The sequence below is a fragment of the Aquimarina sp. AWH4_224 genome, from assembly GCF_056160245.1.
Map to the genome: position 1 here is coordinate 73,876 of NZ_JBSWWU010000016.1, position 17,701 is coordinate 91,576.

General features: G+C 35.7%; 14 protein-coding genes. 6 read left to right on the forward strand and 8 right to left on the reverse strand.

Annotated elements, in window-relative coordinates; translation table 11 throughout:
• Nucleotides 1–247: 247 nt before the first annotated feature.
• Nucleotides 248–1,720 (forward strand): SMODS domain-containing nucleotidyltransferase, encoded by a 1,473-nt coding sequence (locus tag ACXAGJ_RS22805; RefSeq protein WP_474843255.1) that lies wholly within the window; start codon nucleotides 248–250, stop codon nucleotides 1,718–1,720.
• A gap of 112 nt (nucleotides 1,721–1,832) precedes the next feature.
• Nucleotides 1,833–3,794 carry an AIM24 family protein gene (locus ACXAGJ_RS22810; protein ID WP_474843257.1) on the forward strand — a complete coding sequence of 654 codons (1,962 nt, stop codon included), beginning with the start codon at nucleotides 1,833–1,835 and terminating at the stop codon, nucleotides 3,792–3,794.
• 3 nt (nucleotides 3,795–3,797) lie between these two features.
• Here the strand turns inward: ACXAGJ_RS22810 and ACXAGJ_RS22815 are convergent, their stop codons facing one another.
• The 3 genes from ACXAGJ_RS22815 to recG form a co-directional block, all read right to left on the reverse strand.
• Nucleotides 3,798–4,715 (reverse strand): AraC family transcriptional regulator, encoded by a 918-nt coding sequence (locus ACXAGJ_RS22815; protein WP_474843259.1) that lies wholly within the window; start codon nucleotides 4,713–4,715, stop codon nucleotides 3,798–3,800.
• A 137-nt stretch (nucleotides 4,716–4,852) separates the two neighbouring features.
• Nucleotides 4,853–5,305 (reverse strand): hypothetical protein, encoded by a 453-nt coding sequence (locus ACXAGJ_RS22820; protein WP_474843261.1) that lies wholly within the window; start codon nucleotides 5,303–5,305, stop codon nucleotides 4,853–4,855.
• Nucleotides 5,306–5,354: 49 nt separating this feature from the next.
• Nucleotides 5,355–7,457 (reverse strand): ATP-dependent DNA helicase RecG, encoded by a 2,103-nt coding sequence (gene recG, locus ACXAGJ_RS22825; RefSeq protein ID WP_474843262.1) that lies wholly within the window; start codon nucleotides 7,455–7,457, stop codon nucleotides 5,355–5,357.
• Between the two features lie 102 nt (nucleotides 7,458–7,559).
• Between recG and ACXAGJ_RS22830 the strand changes: the two genes are divergently transcribed.
• The 4 genes from ACXAGJ_RS22830 to ACXAGJ_RS22845 all read left to right on the forward strand — a co-directional run bounded on the left by ACXAGJ_RS22830 (nucleotide 7,560) and on the right by ACXAGJ_RS22845 (nucleotide 13,244).
• A complete protein-coding gene (locus ACXAGJ_RS22830; RefSeq protein ID WP_474843264.1) occupies nucleotides 7,560–9,680 on the forward strand; it encodes a M1 family metallopeptidase in 2,121 nt (706 codons plus the stop codon).
• A gap of 8 nt (nucleotides 9,681–9,688) precedes the next feature.
• Nucleotides 9,689–10,582, forward strand: coding sequence for a patatin-like phospholipase family protein (locus ACXAGJ_RS22835; protein WP_073314222.1), 894 nt, complete (start codon nucleotides 9,689–9,691; stop codon nucleotides 10,580–10,582).
• A 1-nt stretch (nucleotide 10,583) separates the two neighbouring features.
• Nucleotides 10,584–11,507 (forward strand): patatin-like phospholipase family protein, encoded by a 924-nt coding sequence (locus ACXAGJ_RS22840; RefSeq protein ID WP_474843266.1) that lies wholly within the window; start codon nucleotides 10,584–10,586, stop codon nucleotides 11,505–11,507.
• A 129-nt stretch (nucleotides 11,508–11,636) separates the two neighbouring features.
• Entirely contained in the window at nucleotides 11,637–13,244 is a 1,608-nt protein-coding gene (locus ACXAGJ_RS22845; RefSeq protein ID WP_474843268.1) for a hypothetical protein, read from the forward strand.
• Nucleotides 13,245–13,352: 108 nt separating this feature from the next.
• Here ACXAGJ_RS22845 and ACXAGJ_RS22850 read toward each other — a convergent pair whose 3' ends face one another.
• From ACXAGJ_RS22850 to ACXAGJ_RS22870, 5 genes are all read right to left on the reverse strand, one after another.
• Nucleotides 13,353–13,871: a DUF7935 family protein gene (locus ACXAGJ_RS22850; protein WP_474843270.1), complete on the reverse strand. Its 519-nt coding sequence runs from the start codon at nucleotides 13,869–13,871 to the stop codon at nucleotides 13,353–13,355.
• A 25-nt stretch (nucleotides 13,872–13,896) separates the two neighbouring features.
• Nucleotides 13,897–15,471: an FMN-binding glutamate synthase family protein gene (locus ACXAGJ_RS22855; protein WP_474843272.1), complete on the reverse strand. Its 1,575-nt coding sequence runs from the start codon at nucleotides 15,469–15,471 to the stop codon at nucleotides 13,897–13,899.
• A gap of 15 nt (nucleotides 15,472–15,486) precedes the next feature.
• Nucleotides 15,487–16,779: an amidohydrolase gene (locus ACXAGJ_RS22860; protein WP_474843274.1), complete on the reverse strand. Its 1,293-nt coding sequence runs from the start codon at nucleotides 16,777–16,779 to the stop codon at nucleotides 15,487–15,489.
• 5 nt (nucleotides 16,780–16,784) lie between these two features.
• The gene (locus tag ACXAGJ_RS22865; RefSeq protein ID WP_474843276.1) at nucleotides 16,785–17,315 is read right to left on the reverse strand and encodes a DsrE family protein; all 531 of its coding nucleotides are present in this window, start codon (nucleotides 17,313–17,315) and stop codon (nucleotides 16,785–16,787) included.
• A 137-nt stretch (nucleotides 17,316–17,452) separates the two neighbouring features.
• Nucleotides 17,453–17,701: T9SS type A sorting domain-containing protein (locus ACXAGJ_RS22870; RefSeq protein WP_474843277.1), on the reverse strand; the 249-nt coding region annotated here is incomplete at its 5' end.

Genomic DNA, 17,701 nt, shown 5'->3' on the forward strand with positions numbered 1-17,701 from the left:
TACTTAAAAGAAAGCTATGAATAAGAATTATTTTTACTGAGTCTTGGTTAGATCATCCCTCAATGATCTATATTCATTTCTAAGTATCTAGTAAGGCCTTCCCCAAAGCCTAATTTTCTCACAAGTCAGTCCGGGTTTTTAGTTACGTATACTTAATGTATATGCCGTTTGGTATAATTCATTGATCTAATTGCAATGCTGATCAAATGAATAACAATTTTTGTGTAATTGGAAATATAATTGAAGAATGAACATATCTACTAATTTTAATGTGTTTTGTGATCGTTTACAAGTGTCTGAAAACAAAAAATCGATCATTACACTCCGTTATAACGCTATCTGTAAAAAATTGAATAATGACTTTTGGGATATAAATACCGATGATGGCGGTATCTATGTAGGTAGCTATGGTAGAGGAACGGCAAGTGGAAACATGGATAAAGTAGAAATGATATTTGAAATGCCGTCTCAATTGCTCTCCAAATACGCTAATGAGAAGGGTAAAGCACAATTTAAATTCTTGAATGCTGTTCGGAAATCGATAGCTTCTGTATATCCAAATACAACAATCGAAAATGGAGATTTTGGCATTAGAGTTCGTTTTTTCGACGGGATGTACTTTTTTATTGCTCCAGTATTTTATAAAGATAATACCCATCACCTTTATGCAGATTTATGCAAAGGAGGGAGTTGGAAGGAAAAGAATTTCCGAAAAGAGGAAGAAATCATAAAGATTGAAGATGAAGAGGTTCTTCATAATTTTACGCAGTTGTGTAAAATGGCAAAAGCATGGAAATGGCATTGTGAAATTCCGATTGAAGATGCGCTAATAGATACCTTAGTCTGTAACTTTTTGAATTCCTGGTCCTATAAGAAAGAGTCCTATTCTTATTATGATATTATGTGTAAGGATTTCTTCGAATTTCTTACTAATCAAAGGACATTCAAAAAGGAATGGAATCATATCGGTGGATTTCTTGTGATTCCAAATGCATTAAATTTCAGATACAAGGCAATCATGGCATATCATAAAGCAGAAAGCGCAATCATTTTTTCAAGAGGAAATGAACCTTGGTTGGCAGCTCAAAAATGGAAGGAAATCTTTGGGAACGATTTTCCAGATACAGTTGCTGTAAATAGACAACTTAAAGAATTAAAAAACAATGTCTCACAAGTGCATAAGGCGCAAAAGGCGTGGATTAAAAAATTAGAAAGACAACGACTTATAGTTATTGTAGCTCAAATATTATCTGGGATAATGATACCAGGGGCTCTGGCAGCTTTAGAGTTATTTGATAATTTAAATATTGGTTTTATGTTGTTTATGTTGGCAACGACAGTGTTTATTATTACCCTCGCTTACAGAAAAACAAATCATATTACTACCATTTTGAGGCATAAAGTATCGGCTTCGTTTACCAGTACTATACAACAACAACTACAGGAGTTGATTAGAGATTTTAATGATCAGGATATTGATGTGGCTATTATCAAGGACAAGAAACAGAAAATTATCTCGAAGTTACGATCATTATGTATTGTAACTCCAACAAGTAGTAGCAAAAAATATGTGGAAGCGATTCATAGACTGCGAGAAAAAGCTTTTCTTAGAAACTATACTACTAATGCTGATGTATCTGGATATTTTGTTCCTTCATGGAGCACACATCAGTTCCAAAAAGATGGATACATACAGCCTATTTTTAATTATCAAAACTAATCGCTTAAGTAGTTCTTTTTTTCTCCTTTATCATCTTTAAATTTTATAGATGTAGTAGGATTTATTGGTAATTACCTATCTTGTAAGGAAATAACCAACTTTATCTTTGGGGATGATAGATTTCACACGTCTTAAACAACGGCTGTATAGTGATGGGCCAAAAGGTCTCTTTTTATTCATTGTTTTATTAGGAATTCTACCGGCAATAGAAGACTTTTCTCTTTTTGCTGTTTTTGGGTTTTCGATAACCAAGTTTCATGTTCATGAAGAGTTCCGGTTATTGTATTCAATACCTTTATATCTAATCCCAATTGCCCTATTACTGGTAATGCATGGTAGAAGCTATTCCCGAATTTTGGGCTTGTTGCCAGCTTTTTTTGCTGGATATGTGCATTTGGTAGGTACTTCAGAAAATGTCTCTTTAGAGCAATATGAAGCGTTGATAGGGATTCTTCATTTTGCATGCTATAAAATTGCATTTTTATACTTCATCAAAGAAGGAAAACTACGATCACTACCATTTGTGTTGATTTTGGTTGTCATTTGGATTTTGCTCGATATCCAGCACCTTATACTTTTTCTTACGTATACAATTCTTGTTCGCTTCTTATATCTAGCTTTAAAACAGAACATCTCAATTTTCAAGGAAACAGGGATGAAACGAACCTTGTTTCTTATGGCGAAATCCTTTCTGTATTGGTCTCCTTTATTGATTTTTATTATTCCCGGGGCAATTATAAGTTCAAAAGCGAATAAAGCAGCAATCGATCAGATTTATGATCACACTTTTATGGAATCTACAGATCAAAGTAGAAAGTACAAACGGGATCAATTTGAAAAAGATTTAGAGTATTCATTGGAAGCAGAAATGATATGTATGAAGGAAGCTGTAGAGAATGGAACAGGCAGAATGAATACCATTGTCAAAAATAAAACCGAAAAACTAGATGAAGAAGTTGGGGAGGTATATAAGGGAGTTTTTAAACCAAAACTTACGGATATAGCTCCTTTCTTTAAGGATGAAGATTGTGGGTTTTGGGGGAAACTCAATTTTCCGTGTCAGGCAAAGAACAGTGCAAAAGAAACGGTACGAGATACCTATTCAGAACAACGCAGATTGATGCTATCGGGACTCACCGAAATGGTACGAAACTCTGCAAATAGTACAGAAGAAGAGGTCAAGCAATCTACAGAACAGATTAATGCTGCAATAAACCAAGAGATAGATGGGGCGATTGGGTACATGAAATTTACAGTGCAATCTAGTTTTGACATGATTATTTTTATCAATCTGCTTTTGGATATTGCTTTTGGCTTTTTAATCCTAAAGAGTTTTATGTATGTGTTTTCGAGAGTTGCATTCTCTTCAGACGATGAAAACTATGTTACACTGTTAGAATCTAATGATATTCAGTCCAGAGGGAAGTTGATAAAACATGGTAACGAATTTCATATAGATCCAAAAACAGTAAATGAAGACTACTATTTATCCCGATCTTTTGAACCTAGTGGTAGGGCTCCTAAATTTTCTATTCCTCAATGGAAATCAGCAATTGTAGGCAGAATTTTAACTCGAAACTATGCTATGAACAAGGTCATTCTAAAATCCAGGCCTGAAGAAGTCTATTTTAAAGCTATGGGAAGTCATGAGTTTGTAGAGTGGGATATACGAGAAGGGGAAGAAGTGGTGTTTCATTTCAAAAATTTTGTGGGAATGAGTGAAGGGATTACGATCTCTGCTCTAGTGAGTTTGCGTTTGACCTCCTTGCTTTTTGGGCGTATTATATTTACCACGGCCAAGGGACCAGGGAAACTAATTTTGCTTACCAAAGGAGAACCGATCACTGCAGATCATGTTACAGCCAATGCTAGTGTGGCCACTAGCAGGATAATGGCCTGGCAAAAAAATACACGTTTTAATGTAGAATCTGAATTAAATCTGGTCGATGTATTTATGAGTGGGATTTATCTTAAAAAGAAAGAGAACGATCTCATTCTTATCGATGCCGATGTAAAAGGCCCCTCAAAAAATGGAATCGTTCGTTTTATAAAGAATTTTATATTACCCGTGTAATACTTATTCCACAGGAATGCAGAAGTCTACGATACACTTTTTTTCTGGATGCTCATTAAAGTTGTTATGGTAGATTTCATATGGATCTTGGGCTGCTTTTTTGTATCCATTTTCATTCATCCATACAAATAAGCCCGTCCATGCTTTTTCAAATTCTTCTACACCAATGGTATAACTACCAACAATACATCTGCTATTAGGGATCTGTATGCGTCCCAATTCATTACCTAATTTTACAGAACCATCAATAGCGATACAAGCGCTCATTCGTACTTTATCTGGAGCAGTGATTTTAAAACTATCATGATAAATAGTGATCACTTTTGTTTCCGGAATATCTAACAACCCTTTGGGAATTGCCCATTTCATCAAACTGTCATAAGCTTTTCCTAAGTTTTGAGCGCCTATAGCGGTTACATAGGCTAGTTCGGTTTGTGGCATTTCTTTTACTTCTATTTTTGCGTTCATGGTAACCCATTTTTTAAGATTAATAGTGTTACAAATGTATTCTTCGAACAGAAGCTCTTGTTGTCCATTCTTGCTTTTGACTTTCCTTATCTTGCTATATTTGCTAGGTGTTTGTTCTCTGAATTGAGAAGGGCTTATTCCATAAAATTTCTTAAATGCTTTCGAAAACGCAGAGCTGCTACCAAAACCATATCGAGTATATATATCAGTAATTGAAATGTCTTTTCGACGAGAGAGCAAGGCTGCTGTTTTTTCGATTCGTTTTCGAGTAATGTAGACGTTCAGAGGTTCTCCTGTAATCAATTTAAATACTCTATGAAAGTGAAAAGGGGAGTAGTGCGCAATAGTGGCTATAGATTCTAAAGAAAGGGGAGAGTCCAAATGATTATCGATATAAACAAAGACATTATTTATTCTTTTTATGTAATCATTTTGTGATTCAATATTATCCAAAGTTTTCTTATTTGTAATTATTGGTAAGGAAGTCAATAATATCCTCTAATGTCAGGAATAGTATATAAAAAATCCAGGACCAAAATAAGAATTAAATATGGCTAATAAGCATTTAGAATTCTTTTCTCAATTTATTTTTAATTATTAGAGGCAAATAATAAATGTGTTCCTTTTTTGTCTTTTGTGTCCAGTTTGATCGCCAATACTTTATTTGGAGACTGAAAAACATGGGTAGTAGCGTTTTCTTTTTTATCAGATTTGGATAGGGTATACTTGGTCAAAAATTTGGATAACAACGTAAGTACATAATTATTATCGTTAGTAAGATAGGCGACTTGTTTGGTTTTCTTGTTGATACGAACACCATAAAAATAAGGGCTTTCCTGATTCCATTGGTAAAAAACATATTTTTCATTAGGTTCTTGTACCTCTAAGAAATTTCTTTGTTTTAAATGTGAATTAAAAGCAGACATGTTTCCTGATGATGCTAAATCTGAAAGGGTATACCAATCCTTTTCGTCAAGATGTTGTGCAAAATTAGAAGTACAATATAAAAGGCAACCTAGTGTAAGAACAAATAAAAATCGCATACTAATTCATTTATGTATAATAACGGAAGAGTAGGTGATTTATGATAGACTAACTGATGTAGTTCCAGATATTCTTATGTTTTGCCATTTGCTGATAGGTGTATAGCAGTACTTTGTTTTTGTCCATCGCCAAAGAAGGATCTTCTTTTAACACTTTCATGGCGTAGTACCGAGCTGTTTTTAAAATCTCGTTGTCCTTTACGATATCTGCTATTTTCAGATTCAAAACACCGCTTTGCTGCGTACCCATAATATCTCCAGGTCCTCTAAGTTTAAGATCAACTTCGGCAATATCAAATCCATCATTGGTTCTTACCATGGTTTCAAGTCTTGTCTTACTGTCTGATGATAATTTGTGACTGGTCATAAGGATGCAATAGCTTTGTTCTGCACCTCGTCCTACACGTCCTCGTAATTGATGTAGTTGAGAAAGTCCAAAACGCTCTGCACTTTCGATAATCATAACACTGGCATTAGGCACATTCACCCCAACTTCAATCACCGTTGTTGCGACCATAATTTGGGTTTCACCTTTTACAAAACGTTCCATCTCATAGTCTTTGTCGGCAGGTTTCATTTTACCATGTACAATAGAAATCTGATAATTAGGCATAGGGAAGGAGCGGGCAATACTTTCATATCCATCCATCAGATCTTTATAATCCATGGCTTCAGACTCTTGTATCAAAGGATAAACAATATAGATCTGTCTTCCTTTTTGGATTTCATCGGCAATAAATTTAAACACCTTTAATCGGTTACTATCATATCGATGCACTGTTTTGATGGCTTTTCGACCTGGTGGTAATTCATCAATAACTGAAATGTCCAGATCTCCATACAAACTCATCGCCAAAGTCCTGGGTATGGGTGTAGCAGTCATTACCAGAACATGGGGAGGGTAATCATTTTTGTGCCATAATTTTGAGCGTTGTGCTACCCCAAATCGATGCTGCTCATCGATAATGGCCAATCCTAAATTTTTGAATTGTACTTTATCTTCCAAAACAGCATGCGTACCAATTAGAATATGTAGAGATCCGTCTTCTAATTCCTGATGTATTATTTTTCGTTCTTTGGCAGTAGAACTCCCCATCAACAGTTTTACATTGATATCCATGTCTTTGGTAAGTTCTGTAATACCTTGGTAGTGTTGGTTTGCCAAAATAGCTGTAGGAGCCATCAAACAAGCCTGGAAATTATTATCGATAGCCAATAACATGGCCATTAGTCCTACAATCGTTTTCCCAGAACCTACATCTCCTTGTAGCAATCGATTCATCTGCGCACTACTACCAATATCATTTCGAATTTCTTTAATCACTCTTTTTTGAGCATTCGTGAGTTCGAAAGGCAAATGCTCTTTGTAAAAAGTATTGAAATAAGTACCTACTTCTATAAAAGGATACCCTTTTATTTTCTGTTTTCGGATCAGTTTTTTGGAGATTAATTGGAGTTGAATATAAAATAGCTCTTCAAATTTAAGTCGGTATTGAGCCTTGGACAGCAATTCCTGACTTTTTGGAAAATGTACATTAAAAATGGCTTCACTTTTTGAAATCAGTTTTAGCTCCTCCAGAATTTCTTTAGAAAGGGTATCATAGAAACGCACCTTAGTTTCTACAAACAATTGCTGCATCATCTTCATGATCACACGATTGGTAATCCCTTTGTTCGATAATTTTTCTGTAGAAGGGTATACCGGTTGCATAACCGTTCTCAGGTTTTGCTCATGTTCTGCGAGCAGTTCCATTTCTGGATGCGGCATGCTATACCCGTTATAATACTTTGTTTTACCAAAAATTACATAGGATGTATTGAGTTTCAGGTTTTCTCGAATCCATTTGTGTCCTCTAAACCAAACCAGTTCCATCTCTCCGGTATCATCAATAAATTTGGCAACAAGACGTTTTCCTCTTTTTTGCTCTACGGTTTTGATATGAACAATTTTACCTACTATTTGTACTTCGGCAGAAGTTCTTTGCAATTGATTAATCTTGTAATAGTGAGTTTTGTCAATATATCGGTTCGGAAATAAATTGATCAAATCCTGATAGGTATGAATTCCTAATTCTGAACGCAAAAGATCCGCGCGAGAAGGTCCAACGCCTTTTAAGTAATCTATTGGTGTTTGTAAGATATTAGTATTCATTAGGACGAATATAGTACTTATTGACATATTGTTCAATGCCAAATTTGTCACAATGCTGCTGTAAATTCGTTATTTTGGCAAAACATTTGATTTACCAATTTTATGAGGCTTTTTATATATAAGTTGTGTACCATTTTTTCACTGTCCCTTTTTGCTCAAGAAACGGGTACAAGTGTCAAAAAAATAAGTTTAAAAGCACAACCTTTTGTAGATTTTAGCAATGCAAAAGTTAGGATTTCCTTATTTCCAGAGCAGAAACAAATTAAAGGTATGGTGACATACGACTTTGAGGTAGTAAGTAATACACCGTCTTTTTGGATTGATGCTCAAAAAATGACGATTAAATCGGTTGCTTTAGACAACAAAGAAGTCAAATTTGAATATGATGATTCCAAAATCCTAGTTCAATCAGATTTTAAACAAGGCAATACTCATAAAGTATCAGTGAGTTATACTGCTTCACCCACAAAAGCATTGTATTTCGTTAAGGATTATACCGGAAATGATCAGATTTGGACACAGGGCCAAGGGAAATATTCTTCAAATTGGGTACCTAGTTTTGACGATATGAATGAAAAGGTGGAATTTGATCTTACTATCGATTTTAAAAAAGGTTTTGAGGTAATTGCAAATGGTAAGCTTGAAAAAATGGAAGCTATCAATGATTCGGTTAATCGTTGGCAGTATGATATGCAATTCCCAATGAGTAGTTATTTACTAGCGTTTGCAGCAGGGAAGTATGAAAAGGTGGTGGAAACATCAGCCAGTGGTATCCCATTGGAAATGTACTTTTATCCGGAGGCAAAAGACAAATTTGAGTCTACGTATAAGCACAGTAAGCGCATGTTTGATTTTTTGGAAGACGAAATAGGATATGCTTATCCATGGCAGAATTATAAACAAATACCTGTTAAGGATTTTCTATATGCAGGTATGGAAAATACGGGAACCACTATTTTCTCTGATGCTTTTCTAGTGGATGAGATCGCATTTGTTGATAGAAACTATATCAATGTAAACGCTCACGAACTGGCCCATCAGTGGTTTGGTGATTTGATTACCGAAACCGAAGGAACTCACCATTGGTTGCAAGAAGGCTTTGCTACTTATTATGCACTTTTGGTAGAGAAGGATATTTTTGGAGAAGATTATTTTTTGTACAAATTGTATGAAAGTGCAGAGCAGCTTACAGAATTATCAAAGTCAAAACAAGCTACTTCGTTGTTAGACCCCAAAGCAAGTTCATTAACGTTCTATCAACGAGGAGCTTGGGTGTTATATGCGCTTCGAGATCTTATAGGAGATACCAGTTTTAAGATTACAATACATAACTTCCTAGAAAAGTATAAGTTTAAGAATGTCGAGACGGCAAACTTTTTTGATATTGCAGAAGAGGTATCCGGTAAAGAATTAGATGATTTTGTGACCTTATGGTTAGAAAACGTTGAGTTTCCATCGCAACAAGCTTTGGATATTTTAACCAAATCAGCTTTTATCAAAAAGTACCTCGGCTTAGCCCAAGAGCGCACACAGCCCATAGCGGGCAAATGGGGAACGCTTGCAAAATCACTTGATTTTCCGGTTAATGATTATATCGGGCAGGAAGTAGTATACCAACTCGCAGGAGATACCTCTCCAGAAGTAATCGCTCTATACGATCAGGCATTCGAAACGAACAATATATTTGTTAGACAAGCTATAGCAAGTACCTTGAGTAAAATACCCAAAGGATTACAAGAACAATACGAGTCATTACTGAAAGATGATTCGTATGCTACCATAGAACCTGCATTGTACCATTTGTGGGCAAATTTCCCAGAAAAACGAAGTGAATATTTGGAAAGCACTAAAGAAATAATAGGATTCAATGATAAAAATGTGAGGATTCTATGGTTGGTTTTAGCATTAAGCACCCAAGAGTATCAAACGCAAAATCATCAAGGTTTTTTCCAAGAATTATCAGGTTACACTTCATCCAAATACAATTTTAGTACGAGAGAAAATGCATTTGCCTATTTGGAGAGTTTACAGGCGTTTTCAGAGCAGTCTATGATAGATCTGGTAGATGGTGCTACGCATCACAATTGGCGTTTTAGAAATTCGTGTCGAAAAATATTAGATAAACTCTTGAAAGAAGAAAAATATCGAAAGAAATATGTAGATTTAAAGAATAGTTTACCAAAAAATCAACAGGATTTTTTACAAAAAAAATTAACCCCATAATGTAAAATATGCGAGCATTGGTAATTTCTGGCGGAGGAAGCAAAGGAGCCTTTGCTGGAGGAGTTGCACAGTATCTAATTAATGATTTGGGCAGGAAGTACGATCTTTTTATAGGTACTTCTACGGGTAGTTTGTTGGTATCTCATTTGGCACTCTCCAAGATTGAAGAAATCAAAAAATTCTACACTTCAGTAAACCAATCTTCGATATTCAGAAACTGTCCTTTTATTGTTAAAAAGAAAAGAGGATATACCAATATTAGTATCAATCATTTTAATGTACTTCGTAATTTACTAAAGAAACGAAAGTCTTTTGGGGATAGTCGAAACCTTAGAGATCTCATAGAATCTGCCATCTCGGAAACCTTTTTTGAAACTTTGAAGTTCAATTACCCAGAGGTAATCGTAACAGTTACTAACCTTTCTACAAATAAAGTAGAGTATAAGTCCGTTAAAGAATGTGAGTATGAAGATTTTTTGGATTGGATCTGGATTTCTTGCAATTACCCACCTTTTATGAGTTTAGTACGTAAAAATAATTGTGATTATGTAGATGGTGGATTGGGGTCAATGGTACCTATAGAAGAAGCTATCCGAAGAGGAGCAACAGAGCTGGATGTAATTGTTTTGGAGACCGAAGTGAATTACCTCAATCGTATGCCTACCAAAAACCCATTTTCTCTGATTACCAATATGGTAAATTTTATGATGGACCAAATCGAACATCAAAATATTAGAATTGGCAAATTTCAGGCAAAAGAATACAATGTAGCTATGGATTTGTATTATACGCCTACAGTGTTAACTACAAATTCGTTGATTTTTGATAAAGAAAAAATGACAGAGTGGTGGACAAGAGGCTACAAATTTGCAAAACAAAAGAACCTATCTAATAGACTGTAATATGAAAGCCCTAGTTATATCAGGAGGAGGAAGTAAAGGAGCCTATGCAGGAGGCGTTGCTCAATATTTGATTCAGGAACAAGGAAAGAAATACGATTTGTTTTTGGGAACTTCTACTGGGAGTTTATTAATTCCGCAATTGGCGTTGGGCAATGTCGAGAAGGTCTATGATATTTACACTAACGTAAATCAACGAACGATTTTTAACGTAAATCCTTTTCGAGTACGAAAAAAAGGAAACAGAGAATTCGTTTCTATTAATTTTTTGTCTTCATTGTGGCAATTTATCAAGTTGAAAAGAACATTTGGAGAAAGTAAAAATCTGCGTCGGGCCATACGAAGAAATTTTACAGAATTAGAATTTAGAATGGCACAGGAACGTGTAGAGGATGTAGTAGTAACCGTTTCTAATCTTACCAAAAGTAAAACGGAATACAAATCGATCAACGATTTTTCTTATGAGGATTTTTGTGATTGGATCTGGATTTCTTGCAATTATATTCCTTTTATGAGCTTAGCTACCAAAAATGGTTGTGAGTATGCTGATGGAGGGTTTGGATGTATGGTTCCTATCAGAGAAGCTATAAAGAGAGGGGCAACAGAGGTAGATGCTATTATTCTGGAATCCGAGAATATGGAGCATAACAAAGTATTAGGTAAAAATCCGTTTTCTTTGATGGTCAACTTGTTTGGATATATGTTGGATCAGGTAGAAGGACATGATACCGTTCTCGGTAAACTAGCAGCCGTAAACAAAGATGTTCCTCTCAACTTATATTACACTCCTTCAAAACTTACGGAAAACTCTTTGGTCTTCAATAAAAAATTAATGCGTAGCTGGTGGCGTCAAGGTTTTGAATATGCCGAACAAAAGGCTAAACAAGCCGAAGAAAATAAACTTAAGGATATTGATATGGCGGGATAAACCTGCTCTTTCAATGGTTAAATATTTTGTTCTCAGTAATTATACCAATTTTGTTAAAATAGTGATTTACTCTCTGGTATGAGGCTTTCGTGATATAGATATTTGTGTATAACCAAAAACAAATATATTATGCAAGTATTACCAACAAAAATTCCGGAGTCTTTTAAGATTACAGATCAATATGTTTGGTTACCAGACATGTACACGCTTCCTGCAACTATTAGCTACGATGTAATTTGCGGTAGTGAATCAGATGAGTTTCTACCATGCTTTTCCTTCACTAGATCCGAATGGGACAGTGCCTCTTGCGATGCTTTATCTTGGTATGCATCGCCACATCGTGATGATTTTACCTTTAGAACCGATTTATTTCGTGATTTTCCAAAAGTAGATCGACTGTCACCTCCGTTTAAACCTGCTGTGGGTGCTAAATTCTCTGTTTCTTGTAGTATTGATAGTACATCTGCAACGTATTCCATAAATGGGAAGCCATATGCCAAAGCAACCTATACCAATGATACGGTTCCTATTCAAGGGTATTTTGGTTTTGCAAAGTATCAAACGGAGAATATTACAGTAGAGAATGTAAAAACAACTGCGAAAAGCGTGTTGCCACCTGCAAGTGATGCTGATAAGAGAATACTTGTAAATGCTTTAGTGAATATGCTAGAAATCTTGGGTGTTTTGCTTAGCGGACAATCCACAATTATCACTAAAGTAACTCAAAGTGAAGCAGAAACGATGATCCGTAATGCGATTACTGCATACCGACAGACACCTAGTTTAAACAGTTTATCTCTTGACCAAGTGCATGCAGCAATTGATCGGGTTTATAACAAAGTGTACTCAGATGTATCATCTTTCTTTGATGAAGAAATTGCAGAACAAAGTTTAATGGCAGCATCGCAAACAGCAATGGCTGCTGGGTCCATTTTCTCATTCTTTCCTTTGGTTTCTGTGATTTGTGACGGAGCTGCCTTGGCAACTATGGCAACCGCCTTAGGATTAGAAATAGATCTGGAAAAGAAAGGACCAAAAATTGTTACAGAAGCAAATAGTCTTAAAACAACCATTGATCAACAGCCAGAATTGGCGCCTGCTAAAGTTTGGAATGATGCTAGATCTGCTGAAATCCTAACTTTAGGTCGTTTAAATGCTGGTATGGCTAGTTACCGAGGAGACTCAAGTCTGTACTCATTAATTTATGTTATTGATGTAAAAACACCTGGATTGACAGATGATCAATTGTTTGATGCCGTTAAAAAACTATGTATCGACACTAACGATTTGGCTGCCAAATTACCTAATTTGGGAGATAAGTTATATGCCGTTGTTTCTGCAGAAAACCCTACGGAAATTAAACAAGCTACTGAAGCAATGACAGAAATAAGTCAAGAAGTTGCGCAGTTGGTAGGAGCGATTATAGGAACTGTAGTTTTTGGAGCTAAGTTATCGTACAACGTGTATAAAAATTACAATTCTATAAAAACATCATGGAATGCAATTGAAGGAGATCCAATACCTGAAGGTATGGAAGGTCGTTGGACTAAAACAATGACTACTTGCGATAAGATTTCTGCTGGAGTAGGTGCTATCGCCGGAGTTTTTGGAGCTAGTATGGAAATCTGGCAAGCGATTAAAACGACTAAACAAAAAGATGAAGCATTAAAAACCATTACTGATAATCGGGATTCAATTAAGGAATACTATGATTCTGTTTTATCACATGTTCATTAATATTTTTTGCCGTACGTATAATTAATTAGATAAAAAGAAGCCATCCTTTTTAAGGGATGGCTTCTTTGATTTTTTTGTCTCTAATTGATATATCAGATACTATAGAAATTAAAACAATTCACTAATTTCTGCCTTAATGCCTGTCAGTGCAGCATCACTAGGGGATCCTTTTTCTATAATTTCTGTTAGAAGAACTTCTCTAAGCTTATCTGCAGAATCTACTTCGGGTTTCAATCCAACTTTTCGGATCATCGCTATGGTAGTATTTTTTGCTGTTTTAATGGTATTCCAGCATTCATCAGAAACATAAATTTGCTGGGTGAGATTATGCTCAAATTCTTGATCGATGGTATGTACTAATAACGAAATGTATTGCTCTTTTTCATCTCCAACAGGAGCCATTCTAGTTAATAATTTACCAGGAGAAATACGTTCAAGAAATAAAGCCATGCGTTCATAAGCCTGTAAACGAAGAGGTAGCGCTTGTTTTTGATTTTCTCGATGTAATAGAAATCTACGACGTCTCTCTTCATTACTGGTATGTAACTTGAAAAAATACAGCGCTATAATAGTAATTAGTGTGGCGGGTATCAGAGATATAAGTAAAGGTACGATATCAAAATCCATTGGTAATAGAAATATTTTTTAATTGTTATTCGTGAATCAGTTTTTGGTAATGACCGCCAAGATACGTACATTCTTTTAAATCTTGTGCACAGGTATATGCGACCGGTGTTTTGGTATATCGAAACGATTCTTCTAGAGTTTTGGTTAGTTCTCCGTCATCTACATTCAAATCAATGTCTTGCATAGTAAATTGGCACGGGTGTTCATAACCAGAAGCGTGTGTAATTTCAATAAATTCTTTTCGAAAAGTTTTAAAATATTGAGCTAGGCGATCAGATTTTAGAGGAATATCAATGCCTTTCTGTAACCATTTACTTTGGGTAGCCACCCCACTTGGACATTTGTTGGTATGGCATATTTGAGCTTGAATACAACCAATACTTAGCATAGCTTCTCTGGCGACATTGATACAGTCAGCCCCCATTGCGAATGCCATTGCAGCTTTTGCTGGAAACCCTAATTTCCCACTGCCAATAAATACGATACGTTCATCAAGCTTATACTTTTGAAAAATCTTATAAATCGCTGTAAAACCGTACACCCATGGTAAGGATACGTGATCTGCAAAACTGGGAGGGGCAGCTCCTGTTCCTCCTTCACCACCATCAATGGTAATAAAATCAGGGCCCTTTCCACTTTCTACCATCAGTTGTGCTAGAAGTTCCCATTGTTCAGTTTTACCAATTGCAGCTTTAATCCCTACTGGCAGGCCGGTTTCTTCTGCAATATCTTCTATAAATTTTAAAAGCCCTGGTACATCAGAAAAAGCAGTATGAGTAGAAGGGGAGAGTACATCTTTGCCCTGTTCCACACCTCTGATTTTTGCTATTTCAGGAGTGATTTTGGCTCCGGGAAGCACACCTCCTTTACCAGGTTTAGCTCCTTGGGAGAGCTTGATTTCGATCGCTCTGATAAAAGGATTCTTTTCTATCAATTCTTTCATTTTTTTCATAGAAAAATTCCCATCCTTATCTCTTACACCAAAATATCCAGTTCCAAAATGAAAAACCACATCTCCGCCATTGCTATGATAGGGAGAAAGTCCTCCTTCACCTGTATTGTGATACGCATTCGCTTTTTGAACCCCAATATTCAGAGATTCGACAGCTCTAGCCGATAAAGAACCAAAACTCATAGCAGAAACATTGATTACCGATCCTGGTCGATACGGTTTTCTACGCTTATTATGAAGTCCCATTACTTTTGCACAAGGCAGAAAACTTTTATCCTTTGTGTTTGGATGTTCTTTACTTGTTTTAAAAGGAATCATACAGTTTTTTACAAAAAGGTGTTGGTGTAAATAGATGTCCCTATCTGTACCAAAACCTTCGTAATTGTTTTCATTTTTTGAAGAGGCATAGACCCAACCTCTTTCTATACGATTAAAAGGCAATTCTTCTCTATTGTTGGCAACAAAGTACTGTCTGATTTCTGGGCCGATACTTTCCAGTAAATATCGCAAATGACCAATGATAGGAAAGTTATGACTAATCGTATGTTTTTTGTTGAAAAATATGTCTCTTATGGCGACAAGCGATAGTGCGATAATAATCCATATCCACCACGATATCGAACCTAAAAAATTAAGAATATTTTCCATAAGCAGTTACGTTATTTATTGAGCGTTAAGATAATCTATAGTTAATTGCGACATTACTTTTACTCCAAGTACAAGTCCGCTTTCGTCGATATAAAAATCAGGAGTGTGATGTGCTGGCGGTTGATCTGTATTTGGACTCATACCACCTAAGAAGAAATAAAAGCCAGGTACCACTTCCTGGAAATACGAGAAGTCTTCACCACCTGTTGTTGCCTTTGACAATAAAACATTTTCTTTACCTGCAACTTTCTGAATGGTGGGCAACATTTTTTTAACCAGATCTGGATCATTATAGGTAATAGAGGTATTATTTTGAAAGCTTATGGTTGCTTCACCTCCATAAGCCTTAGCAATAGCAGGGACCATTTCTTTCATCCTACGGATGATTAATGCCCTCATAGGGGGAGCTAATGTTCTTACCGTACCTATAAGCTCTGCACTTTCAGGTATAATATTAAATCGTACACCACTGGTGATTTTTCCAACGGTGATCACTGCTGCTTCATTTACCAAAGGAGATTCTCTACTGATAATGGTTTGCAAACCATCTATAATTTTTGCAGAAATTAGAATAGGATCTACTCCGCTCCAGGGTGCCGAACCATGAGTTTGTTTTCCTTTTACATTAATTACAAAACGCTCTACTGCCGCCATGGTACCACCCGATTTGTAACGTATTTTGCCCACAGGAGTCCCTGAATTAATATGTAATCCAAAAATTGCATCTACATCTGGGTTTTTGAGTACCCCTTCTTTAATCATCAATTTAGCACCTCCTTCTTCGCCTGGAGGAGGACCTTCTTCTGCAGGTTGAAAAATGAATTTTACCGTTCCGTTTATTTTGTCCTTGTGATTGGATAATATCTCCGCAACACCCATTAATATAGCAGTATGAGTATCATGGCCGCATGCATGACTGACACCAACCTCAGTATCCAAAAAAGTGGTTTTTACGGTAGATTTAAAAGGGACATCTGCTCTTTCAGTAACCGGTAGTGCGTCAATATCTGCTCGTAGTGCTATAGTTTTACCTGGATTGTCTCCCTTTAATACAGCAACGACTCCTGTTTTTGCAATATTTTCAGATACTTCTAGGCCTAAATCTTTTAAATGTTTCGCTATTTTTTTTGCTGTTTCAAATTCTCGATTAGACAATTCAGGGTTTTGATGAAAATCTCTCCGCCATTCGATTACCTTCGATTCTATCTTTTCTGCCATAGCCTCTATATCGGCATCCATTTGTTGTGCTTGCAAAGAGCAGAACCCTAACAAAAGAGCAGTTAAAAATGAGAGTGTGTTTGTTTTCATTATAATTAAAAATTAATAAGTCTGTAGTTTTCGTTTTGTAATTGTACCAAGGCAGTCATAGCAGATAAAGCAAATTTTATTTCTGGAAGTACATCGCTTCTGTTTATTCCTCGGTAGGCAGCTGTTTGTCCGCAAAGTATCACTTGTACACCATTGTTATGAAGATCTGCAATTAATTTCGCGTTCGGATTTTCGATGCCAAAACGACTTTTGTATTTTTCGTTTGTAAGGATGTCATTGGCAGCCGCACCATGAATTACGATAGCTACACTTAATTTATCTTTAGGCACTCCCGCATCAACATGCATGTTTAAATACCTGGCAGCGGTATTGATCAGGGGATTTACTTTTGTGGTGTCCTTAAAACTTCTTCCTACATCAAAAACGACTTTCAATTCATTAGTAAGATCCGTTTTGAAATCAGGGTTTGCTACCTCAAATGTTTTTCCAAAATCAGTGATAATCTGTCCTTTTTTTTGAGCAAACATTAGAAGTGGAAAAAGGAAAATTAAGAAAGTTGATAATCTGTTTTTCAAGTTTTGTGTTTTGATTTCTAAAGATATTCAAAAATCTATTAAAGCAAAGTTAAAATCTGATTTAGAATGTTTTTAAAATTACAAAGTCCATTAACTAAAAGAGTTAATGGACTTTTCTTAAATAAGGTTTTGTTTATCTATTGTTTAACAAATTTTCCTATAGACTCATTATTAATTAAGATAAAATAAAGGCCTGATGTTAAATCGTTAAGATCCAAAATTTCGTTGGGCTCAGACTGATACACAATTTGCCCTAAAACATCTACAATACGAAGATCAAAATCGTTTGCAGTTATTCCTTCAATATTCAATAACTGATCAGACTTAAGAGGGTTAGGGAAGAAAGAAAATTCTCTATTGTCTAAACTTAAATTAAGTTGCGATCG